The organism is Stenotrophomonas sp. DDT-1 (genome assembly GCF_001580555.1).
GTDB lineage: Bacteria > Pseudomonadota > Gammaproteobacteria > Xanthomonadales > Xanthomonadaceae > Stenotrophomonas > Stenotrophomonas sepilia.
The window spans coordinates 17,333-36,628 of sequence record NZ_LEKR01000006.1 but is presented as its reverse complement, the minus strand read 5'-3'; the positions used below and the strand labels follow the sequence as shown (position 1 = coordinate 36,628).

Sequence of the window (19,296 nt, the reverse complement as noted above, 5' to 3'; positions counted from 1 at the left end):
CTCCTTCGACGCAGGTCGAACGAAATCTGCGGGAATAGCTCAGTTGGTAGAGCGCAACCTTGCCAAGGTTGAGGTCGCGAGTTCGAGTCTCGTTTCCCGCTCCAGATTCAAGAAGAACGCTCCCGAAAGGGAGCGTTTTTCGTTTGTCACACCGGTTGCACCACCACCGCGCCAGCGTGCCTTGCCGGGCAGGGCGCTGCACCAGGTCCGGGCATTCTGCCGGTCGAAACCGGGGCAGCGGTTGTCCTGCGGGATGTAGACGTAGGGAACGTCATCCTCGTAGGTGAAGTGGTAGTAGTAGGTGCGGTCCTTCCCATAAAACCAGTAGTTCGACGAACCGTCGTTGATCGCATACGGCTCGAAGGTGAGGATCGAGGATTCGGCGGGAATGAAGTTGCTGCGCTCCATCAGTAGCAGCAGGGCGTTCGAGACCAGTGGGGTGGTCAGGACGAGCACGATCACACCGACAGTCGCTGTCGTGATCGAGCCAATCAGCAGCCAACGGCGAGGGTGTTTCACGGTCGTGCAGCATCGAAGCAAGGAATTGCCGCAATGTGCAATACGCCGTGAAAGTCGTCCAGTGTTCCGTACCGGGAACGCATTGAAAGCGTAGTGAAAGGCTGGGTCGGCGTTGCCTGAACCGCACGCGTGCTGTGACCTTTTTCGGACGATTTCTCCATGTTCGCTCCACAATCGCGCGGTAGCCTTCATGCTCCTTCTACACGTTGGCGGGCTGGTGGTCAGGCGTATCACTTCAGTGGCAGTGCCCAGGACAGGGCGAGGACTCTCCCTGCAGGCAGTGCTGCGCCCCGGCGCGTTGTTGGCAACCCTGGCCTTGGCGGGTTGCATGTCGGTGTCCGTCCCGGACCTGCCTGATCGCACACCCAGCGCCTGGACCCAGGTGCCGCAGGGGCAGGGTGTGGCGGTGGACGCCAGGCAGTGGTGGAAGGTGCTGGCCGACCCGGCGCTGGACGGACTGGTGGACCAGGCCATCGCAGGCAACCTTGATCTGCAGCAGGCCACGTTGCGCCTGCAGGCAGTGCGGATCGTCGCCGGCGCCTCGGATTCGCGCTTCCTGCCGGAGATCTCGGCCAGCGCCAAGCAGGTACAGGACGCCGCCGCGGTCGACACCTATTTCCATGCAGGCATCGAAGCGATCTGGGACCTGGGGCTGTTCGGCGCCGCCGAGAGCGCGCAGCTGAGCGCGCAGGCCTCGACCGGCAATGCCGAGGCGCTGCGCAATGCCGCACAGGTGGCGGTGATTGCCGACGTGGTGCGCAGCTATCTGGACCTTACCGTGGCACAGGCCCAGCAGGACCTGCTGGCCCGGCAGCAGGCTGTGGACGACCGCGGCGAACAGCTGGCGCTGGTCCGTCAGCGGCTGCGTCTGGATGAGCCGGGCGAGCTGCAACGGCTGCGCGCGCGGCAGGCGGCCACCCGTGCGGCCATCGCGCAGGCGCGGGAAAACGCCGACAACGCCGCCCGTGCGCTGGCATTGCTGCTGGGCCGCGAGCGTCCGGATCCGGCCTGGCACGCCTACCGCACCCCGCCGACGCTGGGTGCGTTCACGCTGCAGCAGGTCCCTGCGGATCTGCTGCGCCACCGCCCGCAGATTCTGCTGGCCGAATCAGAGGTGATGCAGGCAGCGGCCAGCAAGGGTTCGGCGCGCGCTGCAATGTATCCGCGGATCAGCCTTGGCGGCTCCATCCTGTACGCGTACAACCTCACCCAGAACGCCCGCTCCAATTCCGATTCGAGCCCGTCGATCGGCCCGTACATCGATATTCCGCTGTGGGACTGGGGCCAGCGTCGCGCGCGGTTCCATGCCGACGAGAAGCAACTGGACGCCGCCTTGCTCGGCTACCGCAAGGCCGTGCTGGAAGGCGTGAGCGAAGTGGAAGGTGCACTGGGTAGCCTGGCGCGCCAGGACAGCAGCATCCAATCGCTGCGTGCGGCCAATGATGCCGCCAACCAGCAGGTCAAGCGGCAGGCGCGGCAGGTGCAGCTGGGCCTGTCCAGCGAATTCGACGGGCTGGATACGCAACGCGCCGCACTCGCCTCGCAGGCCGACCTGATCGCTGCGCAGGGCGCGCGCGTGCTGGCCTTTGCATCGCTGTACCGCGCCCTCGGCGGTGCCCCGCTGCCTGCCGAGGGTGAGGGCGAACCGCAATGATCGCACTCGCGCGCAAGACCCTGGCCTATGAGTGGCGCCGTTTCCTGCCGGTGGTGCTGGCGATGTGTTTCGCCGGTGTACTGTTGATCGTGCAGGCGGCACTGGTGCTGGGCATCTTCGGTACCGCCGCGATCTACGTGAAGGCATCCTCGGCCGATCTCTGGGCCGGTTTTCCCGGCACCCAGAGCGTCAACTACGGTCATGCGATCAGCGCCGATGTGGAAAGCCACCTGCGCATGGACCCGGATGTTACCCGCGTCGAACCCTACGAGTGGGTCGACGGCGAATGGCGGTCCGGCGCGCAGGGCACCGGCAATGTGTCGGTGTACCTGTCCGGCATCTCCACCCGGGACGACGCGATGATGTTCGCGCGCATCCTGCCTGCGAACCTGCGCGCGCAGCTGCGCGAGCCGGGTGCGGTGATCGTCGACAGCGCCGATCTGGATACGCTGGGCGTGGACCTGCAGAACAACCGTGCCTGGATCAATGGCAAGGCGGTGCGCGTGGTCGCCGCACAACCGGGACTGCGCGGCCTCGGTGGCGTCAACGTTCTGGCCTCGCTGGACACCGCGCGCGCCATCGCCGGCACTGACCCGCACGAGGGCAGCACCTATTTCGTGGCGGGCCTGCGCTCGCCGGACCTGGCCGACCGCGTGCGTGACCGCTTGGCCGCGTCGATGGGCCAGGCCACACCGGTCGAGTTCTGGACCGCGCCGGCGTTCGCCAGCCGTTCGCAGCAGTATTGGCTGTTCGATACCGGCGCAGGGATCGCCGTGTTGTTCATGGCCGTCATCGTCTGCTTCGTCGGTGCGGTGATCACCAACCAGTCGTTCGCCTCGGTGGTGGCCGGCTCGGTACGCGAGTACGCCACGCTCAATGCACTCGGTGCAGGCCGCTATGCGCTGGCGCGGGTGGTGTTCGAGCAGGCATTGCTGATCGGTGGCGTGGGCATGCTGCTGGCGGCGGCGTTCAGTACCGTGGTGCTGTTGATCGCGCAGACCCAGCGCGTGCCGGTGCAGCTGACGCCGATGGTGATCCTCGGCTGCGTGGCGCTGGTCGCGGTGATGGCCATGCTCTCCAGCATCATGGCGGTGCGCAGTGTCGTCCGCTCCGATCCATCGTTGCTGCTGCGTTGAGGACCGGCCGATGACTTCCGCACGCGCCGTCGTCCCGACCCTGGAGGCCGACGCATTGGAAAAAGGCTTCATGTCCGGTGATGTGCAGGTGCCGGTGCTGCGTGGCCTGTCGCTGGACATCTATCCTGGCGAGCTGACCCTGGTGTCGGGCCCGTCCGGCTGCGGCAAGAGCACACTGCTGTCGCTGCTGTCCGGCCTGTCCGCACCCGATGGCGGTCGCGTGCACGCGCTGGGCCAGGACGTGGGCCACATGACCCGCAGTGAAGTGGAGCGTTTCCGCCTGCACCATGTCGGGTTCGTGTTCCAGGGCTTCAACCTGTTCCCGGCACTGACTGCGTTGGAGCAGGTACAGCTGCCACTGGGCTACCGCGGCATGCGCAATCGCGAAAGCGAGCCGCTGGCCCGCAGGGCGCTGGAAGAAGTCGGCCTCAGCCACCGCAGCCACATGCGCCCGGCGCAGCTGTCCGGTGGCGAGAAACAGCGCGTGGCGGTGGCGCGTGCCTTCGCCAAGTCGCCAACGCTGATCTTCGCAGACGAACCCACCAGCGCGCTGGACGCCGAGAACGGTCAGCGCGTGATCGACATCCTGCATCGCTATGCGCGGGCGCATGGCGCGACTGTGCTGTGCGTGAGCCACGATCCGCGCCTGATCCGGCATGCCGATCGGGTGATCGCCATGGAAGACGGCATGGTCCGTGATGACCGCCGCCAGAACGAAACCGTAGAGTCCGCCCCATGACCAAGACGTCGCATCTGCTTCCCCTCAGCCTGGCCCTGTCCGCGGCACTGCTGCTCGGCGCCTGTTCCAGGGAAGCGCCTACCGTCGCATCGGCCCCCTCAGGCAAGGCGGGTACTGCCGCCGCCGGCAAGGTCGCCGTGGCACGGGGCATCATTGACATCGAAGGTGGCCTGATCGCACTGGCACCGCCGGTGGATGGCTCGATCACTGCCGCGCCGGTGAAGGAAGGCGCCACGGTGAAGAAGGGGCAGCTGCTGCTGTCGCTGGATGGCGCCCTGTTGCAGCAGGAAGTGGCAATGGCCACCGCCGATCTGGCCTTGGCCAATGACCGCCTGAAGGGCAGCCAGGCGCAGCTGCGCGAACTGGAGCGCAACGCCACCCGACTGTCCACGGGCGCCAGCGAAGGTGTGTCCTCGAACCAGCAGGCCGATGCGGCCAAACAGCAGCTGGCCGGTGTGCGTGCCGATGTCGAGGTGGCCGGTGCGCAGGTCGACCTGGCGCAGCACAAGCTGGAGCACGCGAAGCTGAGACTGCAGCAGATGTCGTTGAGCGCGCCGGAAGCCGGCACCGTGGTCGGCCAGGTGCCGGGCGTCGGTGCCTTCGTGCAGGCGGGCAAGCCGGCGATCTCGTTGCTGCCGGCGCGCCCGCTGCAGGTGCGTGCCGAGCTCAGCGCCGCCTACGCCGATGCCGTGCAGGTGGGCATGAAGGCTGCTGTCGTGCCGGACAGTGATGGTGCGGAGAACACGGGCACGTTGCCACCTGCACGCGTGGTACGCATCAGCCCGGTGTTCGCGCAGGCACGCCTTCCTGAAGATGCCGGGCGTGGCGTGGCCAAGGTGGTGGAGTGCGTGCTGGAGTTTGACGGCGAGGCCAAGGCACGCTTCGGCCAGCATGTGCGGGTGGAGTTCCGGAAGTAGGTCTCTAGCGCTGCGACGGGGGAGTCTGTGGTGACCCGCGCCGGCAGAGCGCCCGCCACGCGCTCACCGCCGACACCACGCACAGCGCCAGCAGCAGGCCCACGTCCAGCAGCAGCAACCACAGCAGGTGCATGCCTTGTACCGGCGGCTGGTGCATCGCCGACAGCATCCACGGTATCGACCACGCCAGCAGCAGCGCGAAGGCGATCAGCAGGCGCAGCCACAGGCGTTTGAGCTTCCACGGGCGCACGATCAGCGCCGCCACCACCAGTTCAACCGTGCCCAGCAACGCGAACACGATGACGGTGCTGGTCGGGTAGGGCAGCTGGGCGCCTTCCAGGCGATGCAGCAGCCAGTAGTCTGGGGTGAAGCCAGCATTGACAAGTGCGGCGATCAGCGCCAACCAGGTCAGCGCGACCAGCAACCAGAACAGGCGGACGTAGCGTCTAGGCATCGGCGGTGTCCGTGCTTGGGCGGGGCAGCGTACCCCAGTGCGGACGCCGTGACCGCATGATGTGAAGACTGTTGACGGCGTGAAGGAATTTGGACACAATAGCGCTCCTTCGACGCACGTCGAAGAATCTGCGGGAATAGCTCAGTTGGTAGAGCGCAACCTTGCCAAGGTTGAGGTCGCGAGTTCGAGTCTCGTTTCCCGCTCCAGATTCTACAGGGCCCCGGTAGGGGCCTTGTTTTTCTCCCGCCCGGGCAAGGCGGGGCACGTTGGGCCACAAGCCTTTACGCGCAGTCAGAAAAGTGAAATCGCTGGTGTGTTTTCCGGATTTCCGGTAGCATGTCGGCTTACGCGGGAATAGCTCAGTTGGTAGAGCGCAACCTTGCCAAGGTTGAGGTCGCGAGTTCGAGTCTCGTTTCCCGCTCCATGTTCCGACAGGCCCCATCTTGGGGTTTTGTCTTGTCAGGGCTACGTTCCTGGCGCGCAGTACGTTGGCCTCATGGCAGAGTGGCTATGCACCGGATTGCAAATCCGTTTACAGCGGTTCGATTCCGCTTGAGGCCTCCAATTGAAAAGCCCTGACTCCGGTCAGGGCTTTTTTGTTGGCTGCGATCACTTTCGCGCTCGCGCGATCGTTGCGCGGCTGGCGGTCAGTCATGACGGAGGCGGCGGCGCTACACTTGCCTGATGAACCAGATTGACCACTTCCGCGGCGCCTTGCTCGGCCTGGCGTGCGGCGATGCCGTCGGTACCACGCTGGAGTTCAAGCCTCGTGGCAGCTTCACCCCGATCACCGACATGGTGGGCGGTGGGCCGTTCCAGCTGCAGCCGGGGCAATGGACCGACGATACCTCCATGGCGATGTGCCTGGCCGAGAGCCTGGTGCGTTGTGACACCTTCGATGTGCACGATCAGATGAACCGCTACGCCAACTGGTACCGGCATGGGTACTGGAGTGCGACCGGCGAGTGCTTCGATATCGGTATGGCAACGCGGGCTGCCATCGACCGGTTCCTGCAGGATGGCCATCCGCTGGCGGGGAGTGACGACCCGCGCAGCGCTGGCAATGGCTCGATCATGCGTTTGGCGCCGGTGGCATTGCGCTACGCCGGGACCCCCAACCTGCAGGCCATGGCCGCGTTGAGTTCGCGAACCACGCACGCTGCGCAGGAGTGTCTGGAGGCGTGCCGCTTGCTGGTGGTCGCGCTGGAGCGGGCGTTGGCAGGTGGCACCCGCGACGGGGTGCTGGATCTCAGCAATGTTCCCGTCGAGAGCGTGCGGCTGCAGCAGATCGCGGCGGGCGGCTACCGCGGTGCCGCGCGTGAGCAGATCCGTGGCAATGGCTATGTTGTCGACAGTCTGGAAGCTGCACTCTGGTGCTTTGATCGCCACGACACCTTTGAAGCCGTCGTACTCGAGGCGGCCAATCTTGGCGAGGACGCCGACACCACGGCCGCCATTGCGGGGCAGCTGGCGGGCGCATTCCATGGTGCGCGCGGAATCCCCGGGCGGTGGTTGCAGCGGCTGGCCCTGCGTGCCGAAATCCAGGCGCTGGCCGATGCGCTGCACGCCTTGAACCAGGGCAGCGACCGCGCTGCGTGAGTCGGGTTCCCTGCCTGTGAACTGCGCCGGCAGGGCGCTCCCTGCGGCCGCCATTTCCGACGCCGCGCTGCTTCACCTGCAGCCGTTCGCCGCGCCCCGGTCGCCAGTCTCAGCCGGCCACGACATGGAAAGGCGCTATGGTCGAGTTCCACGTCTCAGGGAGCCGCAATGGCGAGCAAGGACATCACGCGTCGTTCCAGCCACGGAGCGAAACGGAAATGAGCAAAGTCACGGCAGATGTGCGCTGGTTGACCTTCCGCTTGAAGAACGGGCAATCCATTGGCCCGGATCGGCTGAAGGACGGATGGGTCATCGCCTCGGAAACCGCCCGCTGCGGGGTGCGCCGCGAGCATATCGAAGGGTCGGGCCTGGTGTATGCCCTGTACGCGCCGGCCAACCTGGCCTCACCACGGCGCGCGGAAATGCGCATGCGCGAATTCCTGATGAGCTCGGGCTACACCTTCACGATGGGCACGCTGGGCGGCTGACCTGCGCGTGGGCCGCGATTGCTCAACGCTGCGCGGCCTTCAACGCCTCGATGATCTGCGCGCCGGAGAAGCCACAATGGCCTTCGCCAACGCGCGGCAGCACCTGTGGCAGCGGACGGGCGCCGGCCCGTGCGGCCGTCTGCGGATACACCGTCTGCATGCGCGGCACGATCGTCGGGTCGTTGTTGTTGAACTGGATCACCAGCGGTCGCCTCAACGCACCGCTCAATGCCAGCTCCCTGCGGACAGCGGCCTGCGCGGCAGGCACGGCGTCGACACGTTGCACGCCGGCATTGAACGCCATGTCGTCACCGAAGCCGCTGTAAGCCACACCTCTGTTGCCCACCGGCATGCCGCCACTGCGCGTGGCCAGTTCGTGCAGGACCAGTGCATGCAGGCTGATCGTGCCGGCCAGTGCATCAGCGGACACCTGCAGCCGCTGTGCCAGCAACGCGGCATGCGAGGGGCTGCGTTGCAGCGCATTGGAGATGCCCTGGTACAGTTCGCCCTGTGGCAGCGCAGCCGCGTCGCGTGAGACCAGTCCCGCAGCCGGCAGGCCTTCGGCCTTGGCAAAGAAATAATCGAAAGCGACCAGCGTGGTCAGCAGATCACTCGCGATCTGTTCGCCACTGAGATTGGCGCCGCATAGCGACACCCCACCGGCGTAATGTTGCGGGAACCGTTCGAGGCTGGCGAGGGTCACGGCGCCGCCCATCGAAAATCCCAGCATCCAGATATGGCGCACATGCTTGAGCTCAGCCACTGCATGCCGGCGCAGGCGTTCCATGTCGGTGATCGCATCGGCCACCGCCCAGCCCTGGCTGGCATAGGCGCTCTGCGCGACGGCGTAGCCTGCCGCCAGCAGTGGCGCGGTGCCGTCATTGGCAGCCATCGGCGTAGCACGTGGCATGCCTACCGGCTCGTAGCCGTGCGCCAGCATCACCAGGTCACCGTTCCAGTCAGCCGGCACGTCCAGGCGCCACGGGGCCCTCTGCAGCTCGCCACTGAACGTGCGCGGTGATGCAGCGGGTGCGGCCATCACCTGTGTCGCAGGGAATAGCAGGGCGAGGGTGAAGGCACATCGTAGCAAGCGACACATCACGGGCATTCCATCCGGGAATCGCGTCAGCTTAGACGCCGCCAGCAGCCTGCGCGCGCTGCACTGCCGCAGGAAGGGCGGGCTGGGGGGCGCCCGCTCCCGGAGTTGATCACGTCCGCTACGGGAGGATTCCGATACGATGTGTCGCCTTGATCTCTTTCTACTTTACCCAGGGTCCCGTCATGGTCGACCGTCTCGCCATTCTGCTTGAACGCTTTGCGGTTACCGCCTCGGTGTTCCATGCCGGCGCGCTGTGCGGCATCAACTCGCTGGCGGGCGAGGATGACGCCGGGCAGCTGCATCTGGTGCGACGTGGCCCGTTGCAGGTCAGCCATGGCCAGCAGACTGTCCAGGTCGAGGTGCCGAGCCTGCTGCTGTACCCACGGCCGATGCCGCATCGATTCAGTACCGATCCGCAGCATGGCGCCGACATGGCCTGCGCCAATCTGCATTTCGAGGGCGGGCGGCTCAACCCGATCAGCGCGGCGTTGCCCGATTTCATCTGCCTGCCGCTGGCCGATCTGTACGGCGGCAACGCAGCGCTGGAGCTGCTGTTCGAAGAAGCCTTCGAGCAGCGCTGCGGGCGTGCGGCGATGGTCAACCGGCTGTTCGAGGTGGTGATGATCCAGGTGCTGCGGCAGCTGATGGAAGGGGGCGAGATGCGTGGTGGCCTGTTTGCCGGGCTGGGGCATCCGCGGCTGCGGCTGGCGCTGGTGGCGATGCATGAAGCGCCCGCACAGTCCTGGACCCTGGAAGACCTGGCCGAGGTCGCCGGCATGTCACGCAGCGTCTTTGCTGCCAGTTTCCGTGAGGCGATGGGCACTACTCCGGGCCAGTACCTGCAGGGCTGGCGGGTGGGCTTGGCGCAGCAGGCGCTGCGCCAAGGGCGCCCATTGAAGCGGATCGCTGACGACGTCGGCTATGGCAGCGAAGCAGCACTGTCGCGCGCATTCAAGGCACATACCGGACAGTCGCCGCGGGAGTGGCGCGGACAGGCCCGCGCCGGCGCGGGCTGAGCCTCAGCCCAGCACCAGCCGGGCCAGTTTCATGCCACCGAACAGGCCGACCAGGCCCAGTGCCACCGAACCGCCGGCATACAGCGCCGCCAGGCCATGCTGGCCGCGCTGCAGCAGCAGTCCGATTTCCAGTGCGTAGGTGGAAAATGTGGTGTAGCCGCCGAGGACGCCGGTGGCCAGCAGAAGGCGCAACTGCGGCGAGGCGCCATTGCGCAGGGCGAAGGCTTCGACCAGCACGCCCATCAGCAGTGCACCGCTGATGTTGATCAGGAAGGTCGACCATGGCCACGGGCTGCCGACTGATACCCGCGCACCGATCAGGTTGCAGGCATAGCGAAGGCAGGCGCCGAGCCCGCCGCCGATGAAGACCAGCAGATAATTGTTCAATGCGTGCATCACGTGCCTCGGTTGCGGGTTCGCTGATTCGATGGCGAACGCCGACAGCAGGCACGACCCGCCATCGACGAACACCGGTTCGTCCTGGCAGGAGCCATCAGCCCTTTCGGGCGGTTATCGGGGGAGCCCCATCCCCATCCGCGACCATGCTACCAGTGGCGGTGCATTCACGTCATCGAGGTCGTCAGCACCCGGATGACCTTGCTGCGGCTGAAGCCGTCCATCAGCAGTTCGAAGGCCAGCAGGTCCAGGGCCGCGTGGCGGCGATGGTCGATCTGCAATCCCTTCTCCTCCACCAGATGGCTGACCAGTTCGTAGGCGTCCTGCCAGACATCCAGGTGGGCCTGGCTGGGAATATAGGTATTGCCCCGCTCACCGACGCCAAGCCCGCTCACGCCGTACAGCAGTTCACGCGCGTCCAGTTTGGCCGCATCGGCGATGCGGAACAGCTGTTCGGCCTTCACATGGGCGGGGCTGACATGGTCGTTGAGCCAGTTGCTGATGGTTGCCGTCGTCGAATCGGCGGCGCGGGCCAGATCGGCCGGGCGAGGGTGCCCGGCTTTCTTCATGGCAATGGCGAGTCGTTGGCCGAGAGTATTCATCTATGCAAGCCAGCTTAACGCGTGGATCGCAAAGTTCCCTTGTTCCAAGAATAAGTCTGGTTAACAGAAGGACCGACCGTGACCGAATTCTGGAGCAAGGGGCAGGTACGCGCCCGGCTGGGTTTCCGGACCGATGCCGAACTGGCGCGCTTTTTTGGCATAAGCCGATCTGCCGTGTCGCAATGGCCCAAGAACTTTCCGATTCCTGCGCTACGCCAATACATCCTGCATCAGCGCTATCCCAACCTGTTCCCCGCGACTGAGGCTACGCAGGGCGAGTAAGCCTCAACTACGCCGCCTTTTGTCGCATATAGCACTCTAAACAGTATTTGCTAAGTATGCTTAGCAACATTGGAAACTTCGATGGAACGGGGCTTGCCCATCGATGGCGCCTACCAAAGCGGGGCCGGGAAATCGGAGCAGTGTGTCGGGTCCGACCCATCCGGGTACCCCGTCTCCCCGTATGTGGTTTCGTGAACGATTAATAATTTCAATCACGAAAGTCGCGGCATGTAATTGACCTGTCGTGAAATCTATGACTAATTGGGATCAACCGGACGTGAAGCCCGGGAGTCTTTCAGTAGCTCGCAAGTGAGTCGGTAGACCGTCAACGATGCAGGACAAGTCCAACGGAGGTCGTATGGAATACGGCATGCATGGCTTGGCTGAACGGGTACGCCGCGAACTGGAAGCCAGTTATCACAAACACGGATGCGGTCCGGCGTTCTGGGATACCTACCAGCAGGTGCTGGACCGCCTGGTCCCGCAGGGGACCGAGCGTACCGAAGTCACCAATGAAATGGCGCTGATCATCGAGCAGCTGGGCATCGTCCGACGTGCGCAGCTGGTGCCGCCGCACGCCAACGGGCAGCGTTGATCCGTTGATTCAAAGCAGGCGCCAGGCGCCGCAGGCCAACAGCGCCAGCAGCATCGACAGCAGTGCCAGGGTCCGCGGTCGCCACCATTGCCGCGGTTGCCCGGCCATGGCCTGCGGACTGCAGTAGCGTACCAGCCCCGGGCCGAAACCGGCCTGGTGCTGCTGCTGCGAGCAGGCCTCCAGGCAGGCGCCGCAGGCCAGGCAATCGGCCTGAGGTCCCTGGCGGATATCCAGTTGCATCGGGCAGGCGCTGACACAGGCAGCGCAATCGGTGCAGTCGCCCAGGCGGTCGGCGCTGAAGGTAGGCATCGGTCCGGCCAGCAGCGGATGTGCAGCGCGGAACACGTAGTCCTGTGCGGTGGTCGGGTCGAGCAGGCCACGGCCGCGTCCGAGCACGCCCCCCAGCCCCGACGGACGCATGCCGCGCGGTTCGCCGCGGCGCGCGTCGTACAACATGCGCGGTGTATGCGGATCGGTCAGCAGCGGCTGCAGGCGCGCGAACGGGCACAGCGAACGGCACACCTGCTCGCGCAGGAAGCCGGCATTGCCCCAGGTGGCGGCGGCATAGAACAGCACCCAGAAGGTTTCCCAGCCGCTCCAGCCGGCATGCGGCGCGGCGGCCACCAGTTCTTCGATCGGGCTGAACAGACCGACGAACGTGATGCCGGTCCACAGCGACAGCAGCCCCCAGGCCACCTGGGTGGCAGGGCCCACGCCGGGCGCTGGCAAGGCCCGGGCCATGGCGCGCGCAATCCAGTCGAAGGCGCGGCGCCATAGCGTCTGCGGGCAGGCGTGGCCGCACCAGATGCGGCCGGCGAGGTGGGTGAGCAGCGCGAGGCCGACCGCCAGCACCGCCAGCAACCCGATCAGCACGCCGACATCGCTGGGCCACAATGTCCAGCCAAACAGGTCAAAGCGCCGTGCGTTGATGTCCAGCAGCAGGGCCTGCCGCCCATTCCAGCGCAGCCATGGCAGGGCATAGAACAAGGCCAGCAAGAGCATGCTGAGCGCGGCGCGCCAATGCCAGCGGCGTGGGATTCCGGTGCAGGGCGTACTCATCCCAGCGGCAGCTCGTCGTCGTCGTCGCTTGGCATCGGTCGCTGCAGGTACCAGGTGACCGCGCTGGACAGTGCGGTCACCGACCAGAACATGAAGAATCCTGCCGTATAGCCCAGTTCGCGGCTGATCGCCGTACCCGGAAAGCTGATCGCCTGCAGACGCAGCGGGTCGACAAAGGCGAAGAACACCACGCTGGCCAGGCCTGCAGCGATGAAGCTGGGCCAGAGGATGGCGCCCCAGTGGTGGATCAGCTGCTGGCGGCGGCTGGGAGAGGGTCTGTTCATGCTGTCCCGGATCGGAATGAGGGCGGCGCGTATACTCCGCCGAGGCTGGCGCAGCATCCGCAGGGCATGCTTCCTGCAGGCGTGCCAGCCTAGGTGCAGCGAACTGCGCCGACATTGATCTGGATCAACGGCGGTGCCGGCCGGCTACGGCACACTGCCGGCAAGCTTTGGGTGCCCCGATGAACGCAACGCCGCCGCCCGTCCTGCCCGTCGCCTCGCCCGGGTTGTGCACCGAGCAGGAAGTGACCCGCCTGGTCCACGACTTCTATGCGCGCGTGCGCGAGGAAGAGCGGTTGGGGCCTGTGTTCGAGGCGCACGTCCACGACTGGCCGGAACACCTGGCGCAGCTGGTCGATTTCTGGTCGGCAATGCTGCGCGGCACGCGCCGCTTCAAGGGCTCGCCGATGTCCAAGCACATGGCCATCGAGCTGGACAAGGACCTGTTCGACCGCTGGCTGGTGCTGTTCCGGATCACCACCGCCGAGTGCGGCAACCCGCCCATGCAGGTGCTGGCCAACGACGTCGCCACGCGCATCGGTGACACCTTCTGGAAGCGCTACCAGATGCTGCGCTGGCCGCAGGTCGGCCTGCCGGTGCTGGGAATCCCCGCCCGCGATTGATCTGGGTCAAGGCGGTCGGGTACGCCCGGCGCGATGCTGGCGGCATGGACACGTTCTCTCCCGCCGCCGGCGGCCTGGCCTGGACCTTCGACCCCGACCTGCTGCGCCGGCATGACCGGCCGGGGCCGCGCTACACCTCGTATCCGACCGCGCCTCATTTCCACGATGGCTTCGATGCGCCGGCACTGCGCCAGGCAATCGCCGACAGCAACCAACTGGCCCGCGCGCTGTCGCTGTACGTGCATGTGCCGTTCTGCTCCAGCCCCTGCTTCTACTGCGGCTGCAACCGGGTGATCACCCGCGACCGCGGCCGTGGCCACAGCTACGTCGCGCGCGTGCTGGCCGAGGCCGACCTGCTGGCGCCGCAGTTCGAGGACGGCCGTGAGGTCATCCAGCTGCACCTGGGCGGGGGAACGCCGAACTTCCTCGAGGCCGAGGCGATGACCGCGCTGGTTGAAGGACTGCGCCGGCGCTTTGATTTCAGCGATTCGCCGCAGCGCGATTTCTCGATCGAACTCGATCCGCGCTTCATCGATACCCGCGATGTCGCCATGCTTGCACGGCTGGGCTTCAACCGGGCCAGCCTGGGCGTGCAGGATTTCGACCCACAGGTACAGGAAGCGATCAACCGCGTGCAGGGCGTGCAGCAGACGCTGGACATCCTGCAGGCCTGCCGCGACAGCGGCATGCGTTCGGTCAACGTCGACCTGATCTATGGGCTGCCGGGACAGAGCCTGGAAGGGTTTGGCCGCACCCTGGAACGGGTGCTGGCATTGCGCCCGGATCGCCTGGCGGTGTACGGCTACGCACACCTGCCGCATCTGTTCCGCGCACAGAAGCAGATCGACGAACGCCACTTGCCTTCGCCGGAAGACAAGCTGGCGCTGCTGGGCCTGGCGGTGGAGAAACTCTCTGCGGCCGGCTACCAGTACATCGGCATGGATCACTTCGCATTGCCGGAAGAAGATCTGTCACGTGCGCAGCGCGCCGGGCAGCTGCATCGCAATTTCATGGGCTATACCACCCACGCCGATACCGATCTGCTCGGCCTGGGCGTGAGTGCGATCAGCCACATCGGTGCCACCTACAGCCAGAATCCGCGCGACCTGCCGTCGTGGGAGGATGCCGTGGACCAGGGTCAGTTGCCGGTGTGGCGCGGCGTGGCGCTCAGCGCCGACGACCAGCTGCGCGCAGAACTGATCCAGCAGCTGATGTGCCAGGGCGAGGTGGACGGTGCGGTGCTGGGCCAGCGCCATGGCGTGGATTTCGAGCAGTACTTCGCCGAAGACCTGCGTTCGGTGCAGCGGCTGCAGGAAGACGGCCTCGCCGAGTACCGTGACGGTGTAGTGCGCGCCAGCGAGCCTGGACGGCCGTTGCTGCGGCTGCTGGCGATGTGCTTCGACCCGTACCTGCGTGCCGCCTGCGAGCAGCCGCGCTACTCGCGTGCAATCTGACGTTCGTCGTGAAGAGTGCGATGGTGCCCGGAGCCGGAATCGAACCGGCATGGGGTTGCCCCCGGCGGATTTTAAGTCCGATGCGTCTACCAGTTTCGCCATCCGGGCCTGCAGCGCGGCGCCGATTGTAGCCCAGCTGCAGAATCCCGACCGGATTGCAGTGGAGCGGCGGTGTGCTTAACTGTCGCTCCCATTCATGTCATAGTCCAAAGCCTCGTTCCCAGGGGGGGGAGCCACCCGATGTCGCTGCACGCGATTGCCTATGCCAGCGAGGCCCGCGCCGACCTGCAGACAACCGATCTTGACCGCCTGCTGGCCGATGCCACGGCATTCAACCGAGTAGCCGGTGTCACGGGTGTGCTGATGTTCGATGGCAGCCGTTTCCTGCAGTACCTGGAAGGCCCGGAGGATGGCATCGATTCGGTGTACCAGCGCATCGCCAATGCGCGCAGCCATGGACAACTGAAGGTGCTGTGCAGCGCGCCGGTGGCGCAGCGGGCATTCCCGCGCTGGTCGATGGGGACCCGGCGCATTGATACAGAACTGCTGGTACAGATCGTCGACGCCTCATGGCCGGGCTTCGTGCTTGGCGGCGGTGGCTTCGAGCGCCTGCTGCAGGCCTGGACCGGCGCCGATGGCGAACTGGAGCCGGCCGCGGTCGCATTGGGTTCCTGACCCCACCTTGGCGGCCGGGCACCCGGGCCGTTAGGCTGTAGCCTTTCTGGCATGGATCTTCCCGGAGTGGCAAAGCGAATGAGTAGGTCGGCCATGCCCATGGCAGTACGCATGCGATTTCAGCCGTTGCATGGGATGCGGCGTTGAGCGCGCCGCTTGCGGCAGCAGCCTCGCCGCGTTTCGCGGTGATCGGGCTGGGCTACGTGGGCCTGCCACTGGCGGTGGCCTTCGGCCGGCACTGGCCGACGCTCGGCTTCGACATCGATGCTGATCGCATCGCCGAGCTCCGTGACGGCCAGGACCATACGCTGGAAATGGAGGCCGATGAGCTGGCCAGTGCGCAGCAGTTGCAGTACGGCAGCGATCCGGCTTTGCTCGATGCCTGCAATGTCTACATCGTTACCGTGCCGACCCCGATCGATGCCTATGAGCAGCCCGATCTGGAGCCGCTGCGTTCGGCGACGCGGCTGATCGCCAGCCACCTGCGTGCGGGTGACCTGGTGATCTACGAATCCACGGTGTACCCCGGCACCACCGAAGAGGTCTGCGTGCCGCTGCTGGAGCAGCTGTCCGGGCTGCGCTTCAACGAAGACTTCTACTGTGGTTACAGCCCGGAGCGGGTCAGCCCCGGCGACCGACAGCGGCGCCTGGCCGATATCCGCAAGATCACCTCGGGGTCGACACCGGAAGTGGCTGCGGTGATTGATGGCCTGTACCAGCGCATCATCGCCGCCGGTACCTTCCCGGCGCCGTCGATGCGTGTGGCCGAAGCGGCCAAGGTGGTGGAGAACATCCAGCGTGACGTCAACATCGCGCTGGTCAATGAGCTGGCGCTGATCTTCGACCGGCTCGGCATCGACACCCAGGATGTGCTCGACGCCGCCGGCAGCAAGTGGAACTTCCTGCCGTTCCGGCCGGGCCTGGTCGGCGGCCACTGCATCGGCGTGGACCCGTACTACCTGCTGCACAAGTCCGAGAGCGTGGGTTACCACCCGGACCTGATCCACACCGCGCGGCAGGTCAACAACCGCGTCGGTGAGCACGTGGCGTCGCGTGTGCTGGCAATGCTGGCCGAACGCGGCCGCGCACCTGCGCAGTCGCGTATCCTGGTGCTGGGCGTGACCTTCAAGGAGGATTGCCCGGACCTGCGCAACAGCCGCGCGCTGGAACTGGCGCAGCGCCTGCGTGATGCCGGCGCACAGGTGGAGGCCAGCGACCCGTGGGTCGGCCCGGCGGCATTGGCCGACGCGGGCGTGCACTGGCTGGCCGAGCCGTTGGCGGGGAGTTACGACGCCGTAGTTCTGGCAGTGGCCCATGCCCGATTCAAAGCCATGGATGACGCCGCAATCCAGGCGCTGCTGGCGCCCGGCGGCATCGTCTACGACGTGAAATCGGCCTGGCCGCGCAACGTGGTTGACGGTCGCCTGTAAACGCCGGTGATGGCCGGCGCGGTAGACTCGCAGGCAGTTGCAACCAAGGAACGCCATGCACCGGTATATCGTCTACCTGCTCGCCATCCTGATGTTTCCCATCTGCCTGTGGTTGGCCACGATCTGGCCGGCCTGGTACTGGGGCGTCGGCCTGACTGCCGCGATGGTGGCGCTGGGGACCTGGGATCTGCTGCAGAAGCGCAGCACGCTGCGCCGCAACTATCCGGTGATGGCGCATTTCCGCTATGGCCTGGAATCAATCGGCCCGGAAATCCGCCAGTACTTCGTGCAGAGCGACCTGGAGGACGTGCCGTTCTCGCGCCAGCAGCGTGCGCTGATCTACCAGCGCGCAAAGAACGAAATGGACACGGTGCCGTTCGGTACCCTGCGCAGTACCTATGCGGTGGATTACGAGTGGATCAACCATTCGCTGGCTCCCACCTCCATTGCCAAGCATGATTTCCGCGTGCTGATTGGGCCGAACTGCGCCAAGCCTTATTCGGCCAGCGTGTTCAACATCTCGGCGATGAGCTTCGGTTCGCTCTCGGCCAACGCGATCCGCGCACTGAACGAAGGTGCGCGGCGCGGTGGCTTCTACCACGACACCGGCGAAGGTTCGATTTCGCCCTACCACCGCGAGATGGGCGGCGATCTGGTCTGGGAAATCGGCTCGGGCTACTTCGGCTGCCGTGACGAGAAGGGTGGTTTCAGCGAAGAGCGCTTCGTCGCCAACGCTACCCACGACCAGGTCAAGATGATCGAGATCAAGCTGTCGCAGGGTGCCAAGCCGGGCCACGGCGGCGTGCTGCCGGCACCAAAGGTGACCGCCGAAATATCGGTGACCCGTGGTGTTCCGATGGGCGTGGACTGCGTATCGCCGTCGCGTCACTCGGCATTCTCGACGCCGGTCGAACTGTTGCAGTTCGTGGCGCGGCTGCGCGAGCTGTCCGGTGGCAAGCCGGTCGGTTTCAAGCTGGCCATCGGCCACCCCTGGGAATGGTTCGGCATCGCCAAGGCGATGCAGGAAACCGGGCTGCTGCCGGACTTCATCGTGGTCGATGGTGCCGAGGGAGGCACCGGCGCGGCGCCGGCTGAATTCGTCGACCATGTCGGCGTACCGATGCATGAAGCACTGCTGCTGGTGCACAACACCCTGGTCGGCCTGGACCTGCGCGAGCGCATCCGCATCGGTGCCGCTGGCAAGATCACCAGTGCGTTCGACATCGCGCGCACCATCGCGCTGGGTGCCGACTGGTGCAATGCCGGCCGAGGCTTCATGTTCGCGCTGGGCTGCATCCAGTCGTTGAGCTGCCACACCGACAAATGCCCGACCGGCATCGCGACCCAGGACCCTGCGCGCTGGAAGCATCTGGATGCACCGGACAAGGCCACCCGTGTGTACAGCTATCACGAGCACACGCTGCATGCCTTGAAGGAACTGTTGTGCGCGGCGGGCCTGAACGATCCGGCCGAGCTGGGGCCGGAGCACATCCTGCGTCGCGTGTCGCCGGTGGAAATCCGTTCGCTGGCGTCGCTTTACCGCTACCTGGAACCGGGCGAGCTGCTGCACAAGGTGCCCGACCATGCGGTGTTCCATGCATTCTGGGCCGATGCGCGCAGCGACTCGTTCCAGCCGCCGCCGAAGATCCAGGCTCTGCGCGCCAGCAAGTCGCGGTAGCGTGATGTTGTAGAGCCGAGCCCATGCTCGGCTGCCTTTCTGTAGAGTCAAGCCATGCTTGACTGCCTTTCGATCAGTCATCGCGAGGTCGGAACGAAGAACAGCCGAGCATGGGCTCGGCTCTACGAGGAGATGTCATGCAGTTCAGGACCGGTACCATCGACGATGTCGCCACGCTGTGGGCGTTGCGCACGCGTTGCGTGCGCGAGACCTGCAGCAGCCATTACCCACCCGAGGTCATTGCACCGTGGTCGGCCTCGCCGCCACCGTCGCAGTATGCGCGGTTGCTGGGGCAGGGCGGTTGCGTGGTGGCCGAGGACGGGCAGGGTGGCCTGCTCGGCTTCGGCGTCTTTGATGTCGATGCCAATGAAGTCGATGCGTTGTTCGTCGATCCGGATCATGGCGGCCTGGGCATTGGCCGGGCGCTGATGCAGCGCCTGCTGGCGATGGCTGATCGTGAGCGCGAGGTGGTGCTGTCGGCCTCGCTCAACGCCGTGCCGTTCTATCAACGGCAGGGCTTTGTCAGCGTGGGTGAGGAAGCCTATGCACATCCCAGCGGTGTGGCGTTGGCCTCGGTGAGCATGCGCAGGCCGTGGTGAT

Annotated in this window: 21 protein-coding genes, 5 tRNA genes and 1 riboswitch; of the genes, 19 read left to right on the top strand and 7 right to left on the bottom strand. The window is 65.8% G+C overall.

From position 1 onward, the window contains the following. Positions 1 to 28 precede the first annotated feature (28 nt). From AB839_RS04650 to AB839_RS04625, 5 genes are all read left to right on the top strand, one after another. Positions 29 to 104 (top strand) — tRNA-Gly (locus tag AB839_RS04650). A 605-nt stretch (positions 105 to 709) separates the two neighbouring features. Continuing rightward, the gene (locus AB839_RS04640; protein WP_061478473.1) at positions 710 to 2,173 is read left to right on the top strand and encodes an efflux transporter outer membrane subunit; all 1,464 of its coding nucleotides are present in this window, start codon (positions 710 to 712) and stop codon (positions 2,171 to 2,173) included. Beyond that, positions 2,170 to 3,309, top strand: coding sequence for an ABC transporter permease (locus tag AB839_RS04635; protein WP_061478472.1), 1,140 nt, complete (start codon positions 2,170 to 2,172; stop codon positions 3,307 to 3,309). Before AB839_RS04640 ends, AB839_RS04635 begins: the two co-directional genes overlap by 4 nt. A gap of 10 nt (positions 3,310 to 3,319) precedes the next feature. After that, entirely contained in the window at positions 3,320 to 4,048 is a 729-nt protein-coding gene (locus AB839_RS04630) for an ABC transporter ATP-binding protein (RefSeq protein WP_061478471.1), read from the top strand. Continuing rightward, entirely contained in the window at positions 4,045 to 4,965 is a 921-nt protein-coding gene (locus AB839_RS04625; RefSeq protein ID WP_061478470.1) for a biotin/lipoyl-binding protein, read from the top strand. Before AB839_RS04630 ends, AB839_RS04625 begins: the two co-directional genes overlap by 4 nt. Before the next feature lie 4 nt (positions 4,966 to 4,969). Here AB839_RS04625 and AB839_RS04620 read toward each other — a convergent pair whose 3' ends face one another. Beyond that, on the bottom strand, positions 4,970 to 5,419 hold the full coding sequence (locus AB839_RS04620; protein ID WP_061478469.1) for a hypothetical protein: 450 nt from the start codon (positions 5,417 to 5,419) through the stop codon (positions 4,970 to 4,972). A 130-nt stretch (positions 5,420 to 5,549) separates the two neighbouring features. Here AB839_RS04620 and AB839_RS04615 point away from each other — a divergent pair. From AB839_RS04615 to AB839_RS04595, 5 genes are all read left to right on the top strand, one after another. Next, positions 5,550 to 5,625 (top strand) — tRNA-Gly (locus tag AB839_RS04615). 142 nt (positions 5,626 to 5,767) lie between these two features. After that, positions 5,768 to 5,843, top strand: a tRNA-Gly gene (locus AB839_RS04610). Positions 5,844 to 5,909: 66 nt separating this feature from the next. Then, positions 5,910 to 5,983, top strand: a tRNA-Cys gene (locus AB839_RS04605). Positions 5,984 to 6,103: 120 nt separating this feature from the next. After that, a complete protein-coding gene (locus AB839_RS04600) occupies positions 6,104 to 7,018 on the top strand; it encodes an ADP-ribosylglycohydrolase family protein (RefSeq protein ID WP_061478468.1) in 915 nt (304 codons plus the stop codon). 218 nt (positions 7,019 to 7,236) lie between these two features. Beyond that, a complete protein-coding gene (locus tag AB839_RS04595) occupies positions 7,237 to 7,506 on the top strand; it encodes a hypothetical protein (protein WP_005415995.1) in 270 nt (89 codons plus the stop codon). 22 nt (positions 7,507 to 7,528) lie between these two features. Here AB839_RS04595 and AB839_RS04590 read toward each other — a convergent pair whose 3' ends face one another. After that, complete coding sequence (locus AB839_RS04590) at positions 7,529 to 8,605, bottom strand: hypothetical protein (RefSeq protein ID WP_061478467.1); 1,077 nt, start codon at positions 8,603 to 8,605, stop codon at positions 7,529 to 7,531. Between the two features lie 182 nt (positions 8,606 to 8,787). On the opposite strand from AB839_RS04590, the gene AB839_RS04585 reads away from it, so the two are divergent. Further along, entirely contained in the window at positions 8,788 to 9,621 is an 834-nt protein-coding gene (locus AB839_RS04585) for an AraC family transcriptional regulator (protein ID WP_005415997.1), read from the top strand. A 3-nt stretch (positions 9,622 to 9,624) separates the two neighbouring features. Here AB839_RS04585 and crcB read toward each other — a convergent pair whose 3' ends face one another. Together crcB and AB839_RS04575 are read right to left on the bottom strand one after the other, a co-directional pair. Then, positions 9,625 to 10,017, bottom strand: coding sequence for a fluoride efflux transporter CrcB (crcB, locus tag AB839_RS04580; protein ID WP_061478548.1), 393 nt, complete (start codon positions 10,015 to 10,017; stop codon positions 9,625 to 9,627). A gap of 81 nt (positions 10,018 to 10,098) precedes the next feature. After that, a riboswitch (Fluoride riboswitch) is annotated at positions 10,099 to 10,162 on the bottom strand. Positions 10,163 to 10,184: 22 nt separating this feature from the next. Continuing rightward, entirely contained in the window at positions 10,185 to 10,586 is a 402-nt protein-coding gene (locus tag AB839_RS04575; RefSeq protein WP_061478466.1) for a helix-turn-helix transcriptional regulator, read from the bottom strand. 111 nt (positions 10,587 to 10,697) lie between these two features. Here AB839_RS04575 and AB839_RS04570 point away from each other — a divergent pair, with 111 nt between their 5' ends. Both AB839_RS04570 and AB839_RS04565 read left to right on the top strand, forming a co-directional pair. Next, positions 10,698 to 10,901 carry a hypothetical protein gene (locus AB839_RS04570; protein WP_061478465.1) on the top strand — a complete coding sequence of 68 codons (204 nt, stop codon included), beginning with the start codon at positions 10,698 to 10,700 and terminating at the stop codon, positions 10,899 to 10,901. A 358-nt stretch (positions 10,902 to 11,259) separates the two neighbouring features. Then, positions 11,260 to 11,496 carry a hypothetical protein gene (locus AB839_RS04565; protein WP_061478464.1) on the top strand — a complete coding sequence of 79 codons (237 nt, stop codon included), beginning with the start codon at positions 11,260 to 11,262 and terminating at the stop codon, positions 11,494 to 11,496. 9 nt (positions 11,497 to 11,505) lie between these two features. Here AB839_RS04565 and AB839_RS04560 read toward each other — a convergent pair whose 3' ends face one another. Next, the gene (locus AB839_RS04560; protein WP_061478463.1) at positions 11,506 to 12,555 is read right to left on the bottom strand and encodes a 4Fe-4S dicluster domain-containing protein; all 1,050 of its coding nucleotides are present in this window, start codon (positions 12,553 to 12,555) and stop codon (positions 11,506 to 11,508) included. Beyond that, positions 12,552 to 12,839, bottom strand: coding sequence for a hypothetical protein (locus AB839_RS04555; RefSeq protein WP_061478462.1), 288 nt, complete (start codon positions 12,837 to 12,839; stop codon positions 12,552 to 12,554). Before AB839_RS04555 ends, AB839_RS04560 begins: the two co-directional genes overlap by 4 nt. Positions 12,840 to 13,018: 179 nt before the next feature. On the opposite strand from AB839_RS04555, the gene AB839_RS04550 reads away from it, so the two are divergent. After that, on the top strand, positions 13,019 to 13,459 hold the full coding sequence (locus tag AB839_RS04550; protein WP_061478461.1) for a group III truncated hemoglobin: 441 nt from the start codon (positions 13,019 to 13,021) through the stop codon (positions 13,457 to 13,459). A gap of 44 nt (positions 13,460 to 13,503) precedes the next feature. Then, entirely contained in the window at positions 13,504 to 14,913 is a 1,410-nt protein-coding gene (hemN, locus tag AB839_RS04545; RefSeq protein ID WP_061478547.1) for an oxygen-independent coproporphyrinogen III oxidase, read from the top strand. Positions 14,914 to 14,934: 21 nt separating this feature from the next. Here hemN and AB839_RS04540 read toward each other — a convergent pair. After that, a tRNA-Leu gene (locus AB839_RS04540) sits at positions 14,935 to 15,021 on the bottom strand. 132 nt (positions 15,022 to 15,153) lie between these two features. Between AB839_RS04540 and AB839_RS04535 the strand changes: the two genes are divergently transcribed. The 4 genes from AB839_RS04535 to AB839_RS04520 all read left to right on the top strand — a co-directional run bounded on the left by AB839_RS04535 (position 15,154) and on the right by AB839_RS04520 (position 19,295). Continuing rightward, positions 15,154 to 15,588 carry a BLUF domain-containing protein gene (locus AB839_RS04535; protein ID WP_061478460.1) on the top strand — a complete coding sequence of 145 codons (435 nt, stop codon included), beginning with the start codon at positions 15,154 to 15,156 and terminating at the stop codon, positions 15,586 to 15,588. Between the two features lie 143 nt (positions 15,589 to 15,731). Next, positions 15,732 to 17,018 (top strand): nucleotide sugar dehydrogenase, encoded by a 1,287-nt coding sequence (locus tag AB839_RS04530; RefSeq protein ID WP_061478459.1) that lies wholly within the window; start codon positions 15,732 to 15,734, stop codon positions 17,016 to 17,018. 55 nt (positions 17,019 to 17,073) lie between these two features. Next, positions 17,074 to 18,696: an FMN-binding glutamate synthase family protein gene (locus tag AB839_RS04525; protein ID WP_061478458.1), complete on the top strand. Its 1,623-nt coding sequence runs from the start codon at positions 17,074 to 17,076 to the stop codon at positions 18,694 to 18,696. Positions 18,697 to 18,833: 137 nt separating this feature from the next. Beyond that, positions 18,834 to 19,295: a GNAT family N-acetyltransferase gene (locus AB839_RS04520; RefSeq protein ID WP_061478457.1), complete on the top strand. Its 462-nt coding sequence runs from the start codon at positions 18,834 to 18,836 to the stop codon at positions 19,293 to 19,295. Position 19,296: the final 1 nt, after the last annotated feature.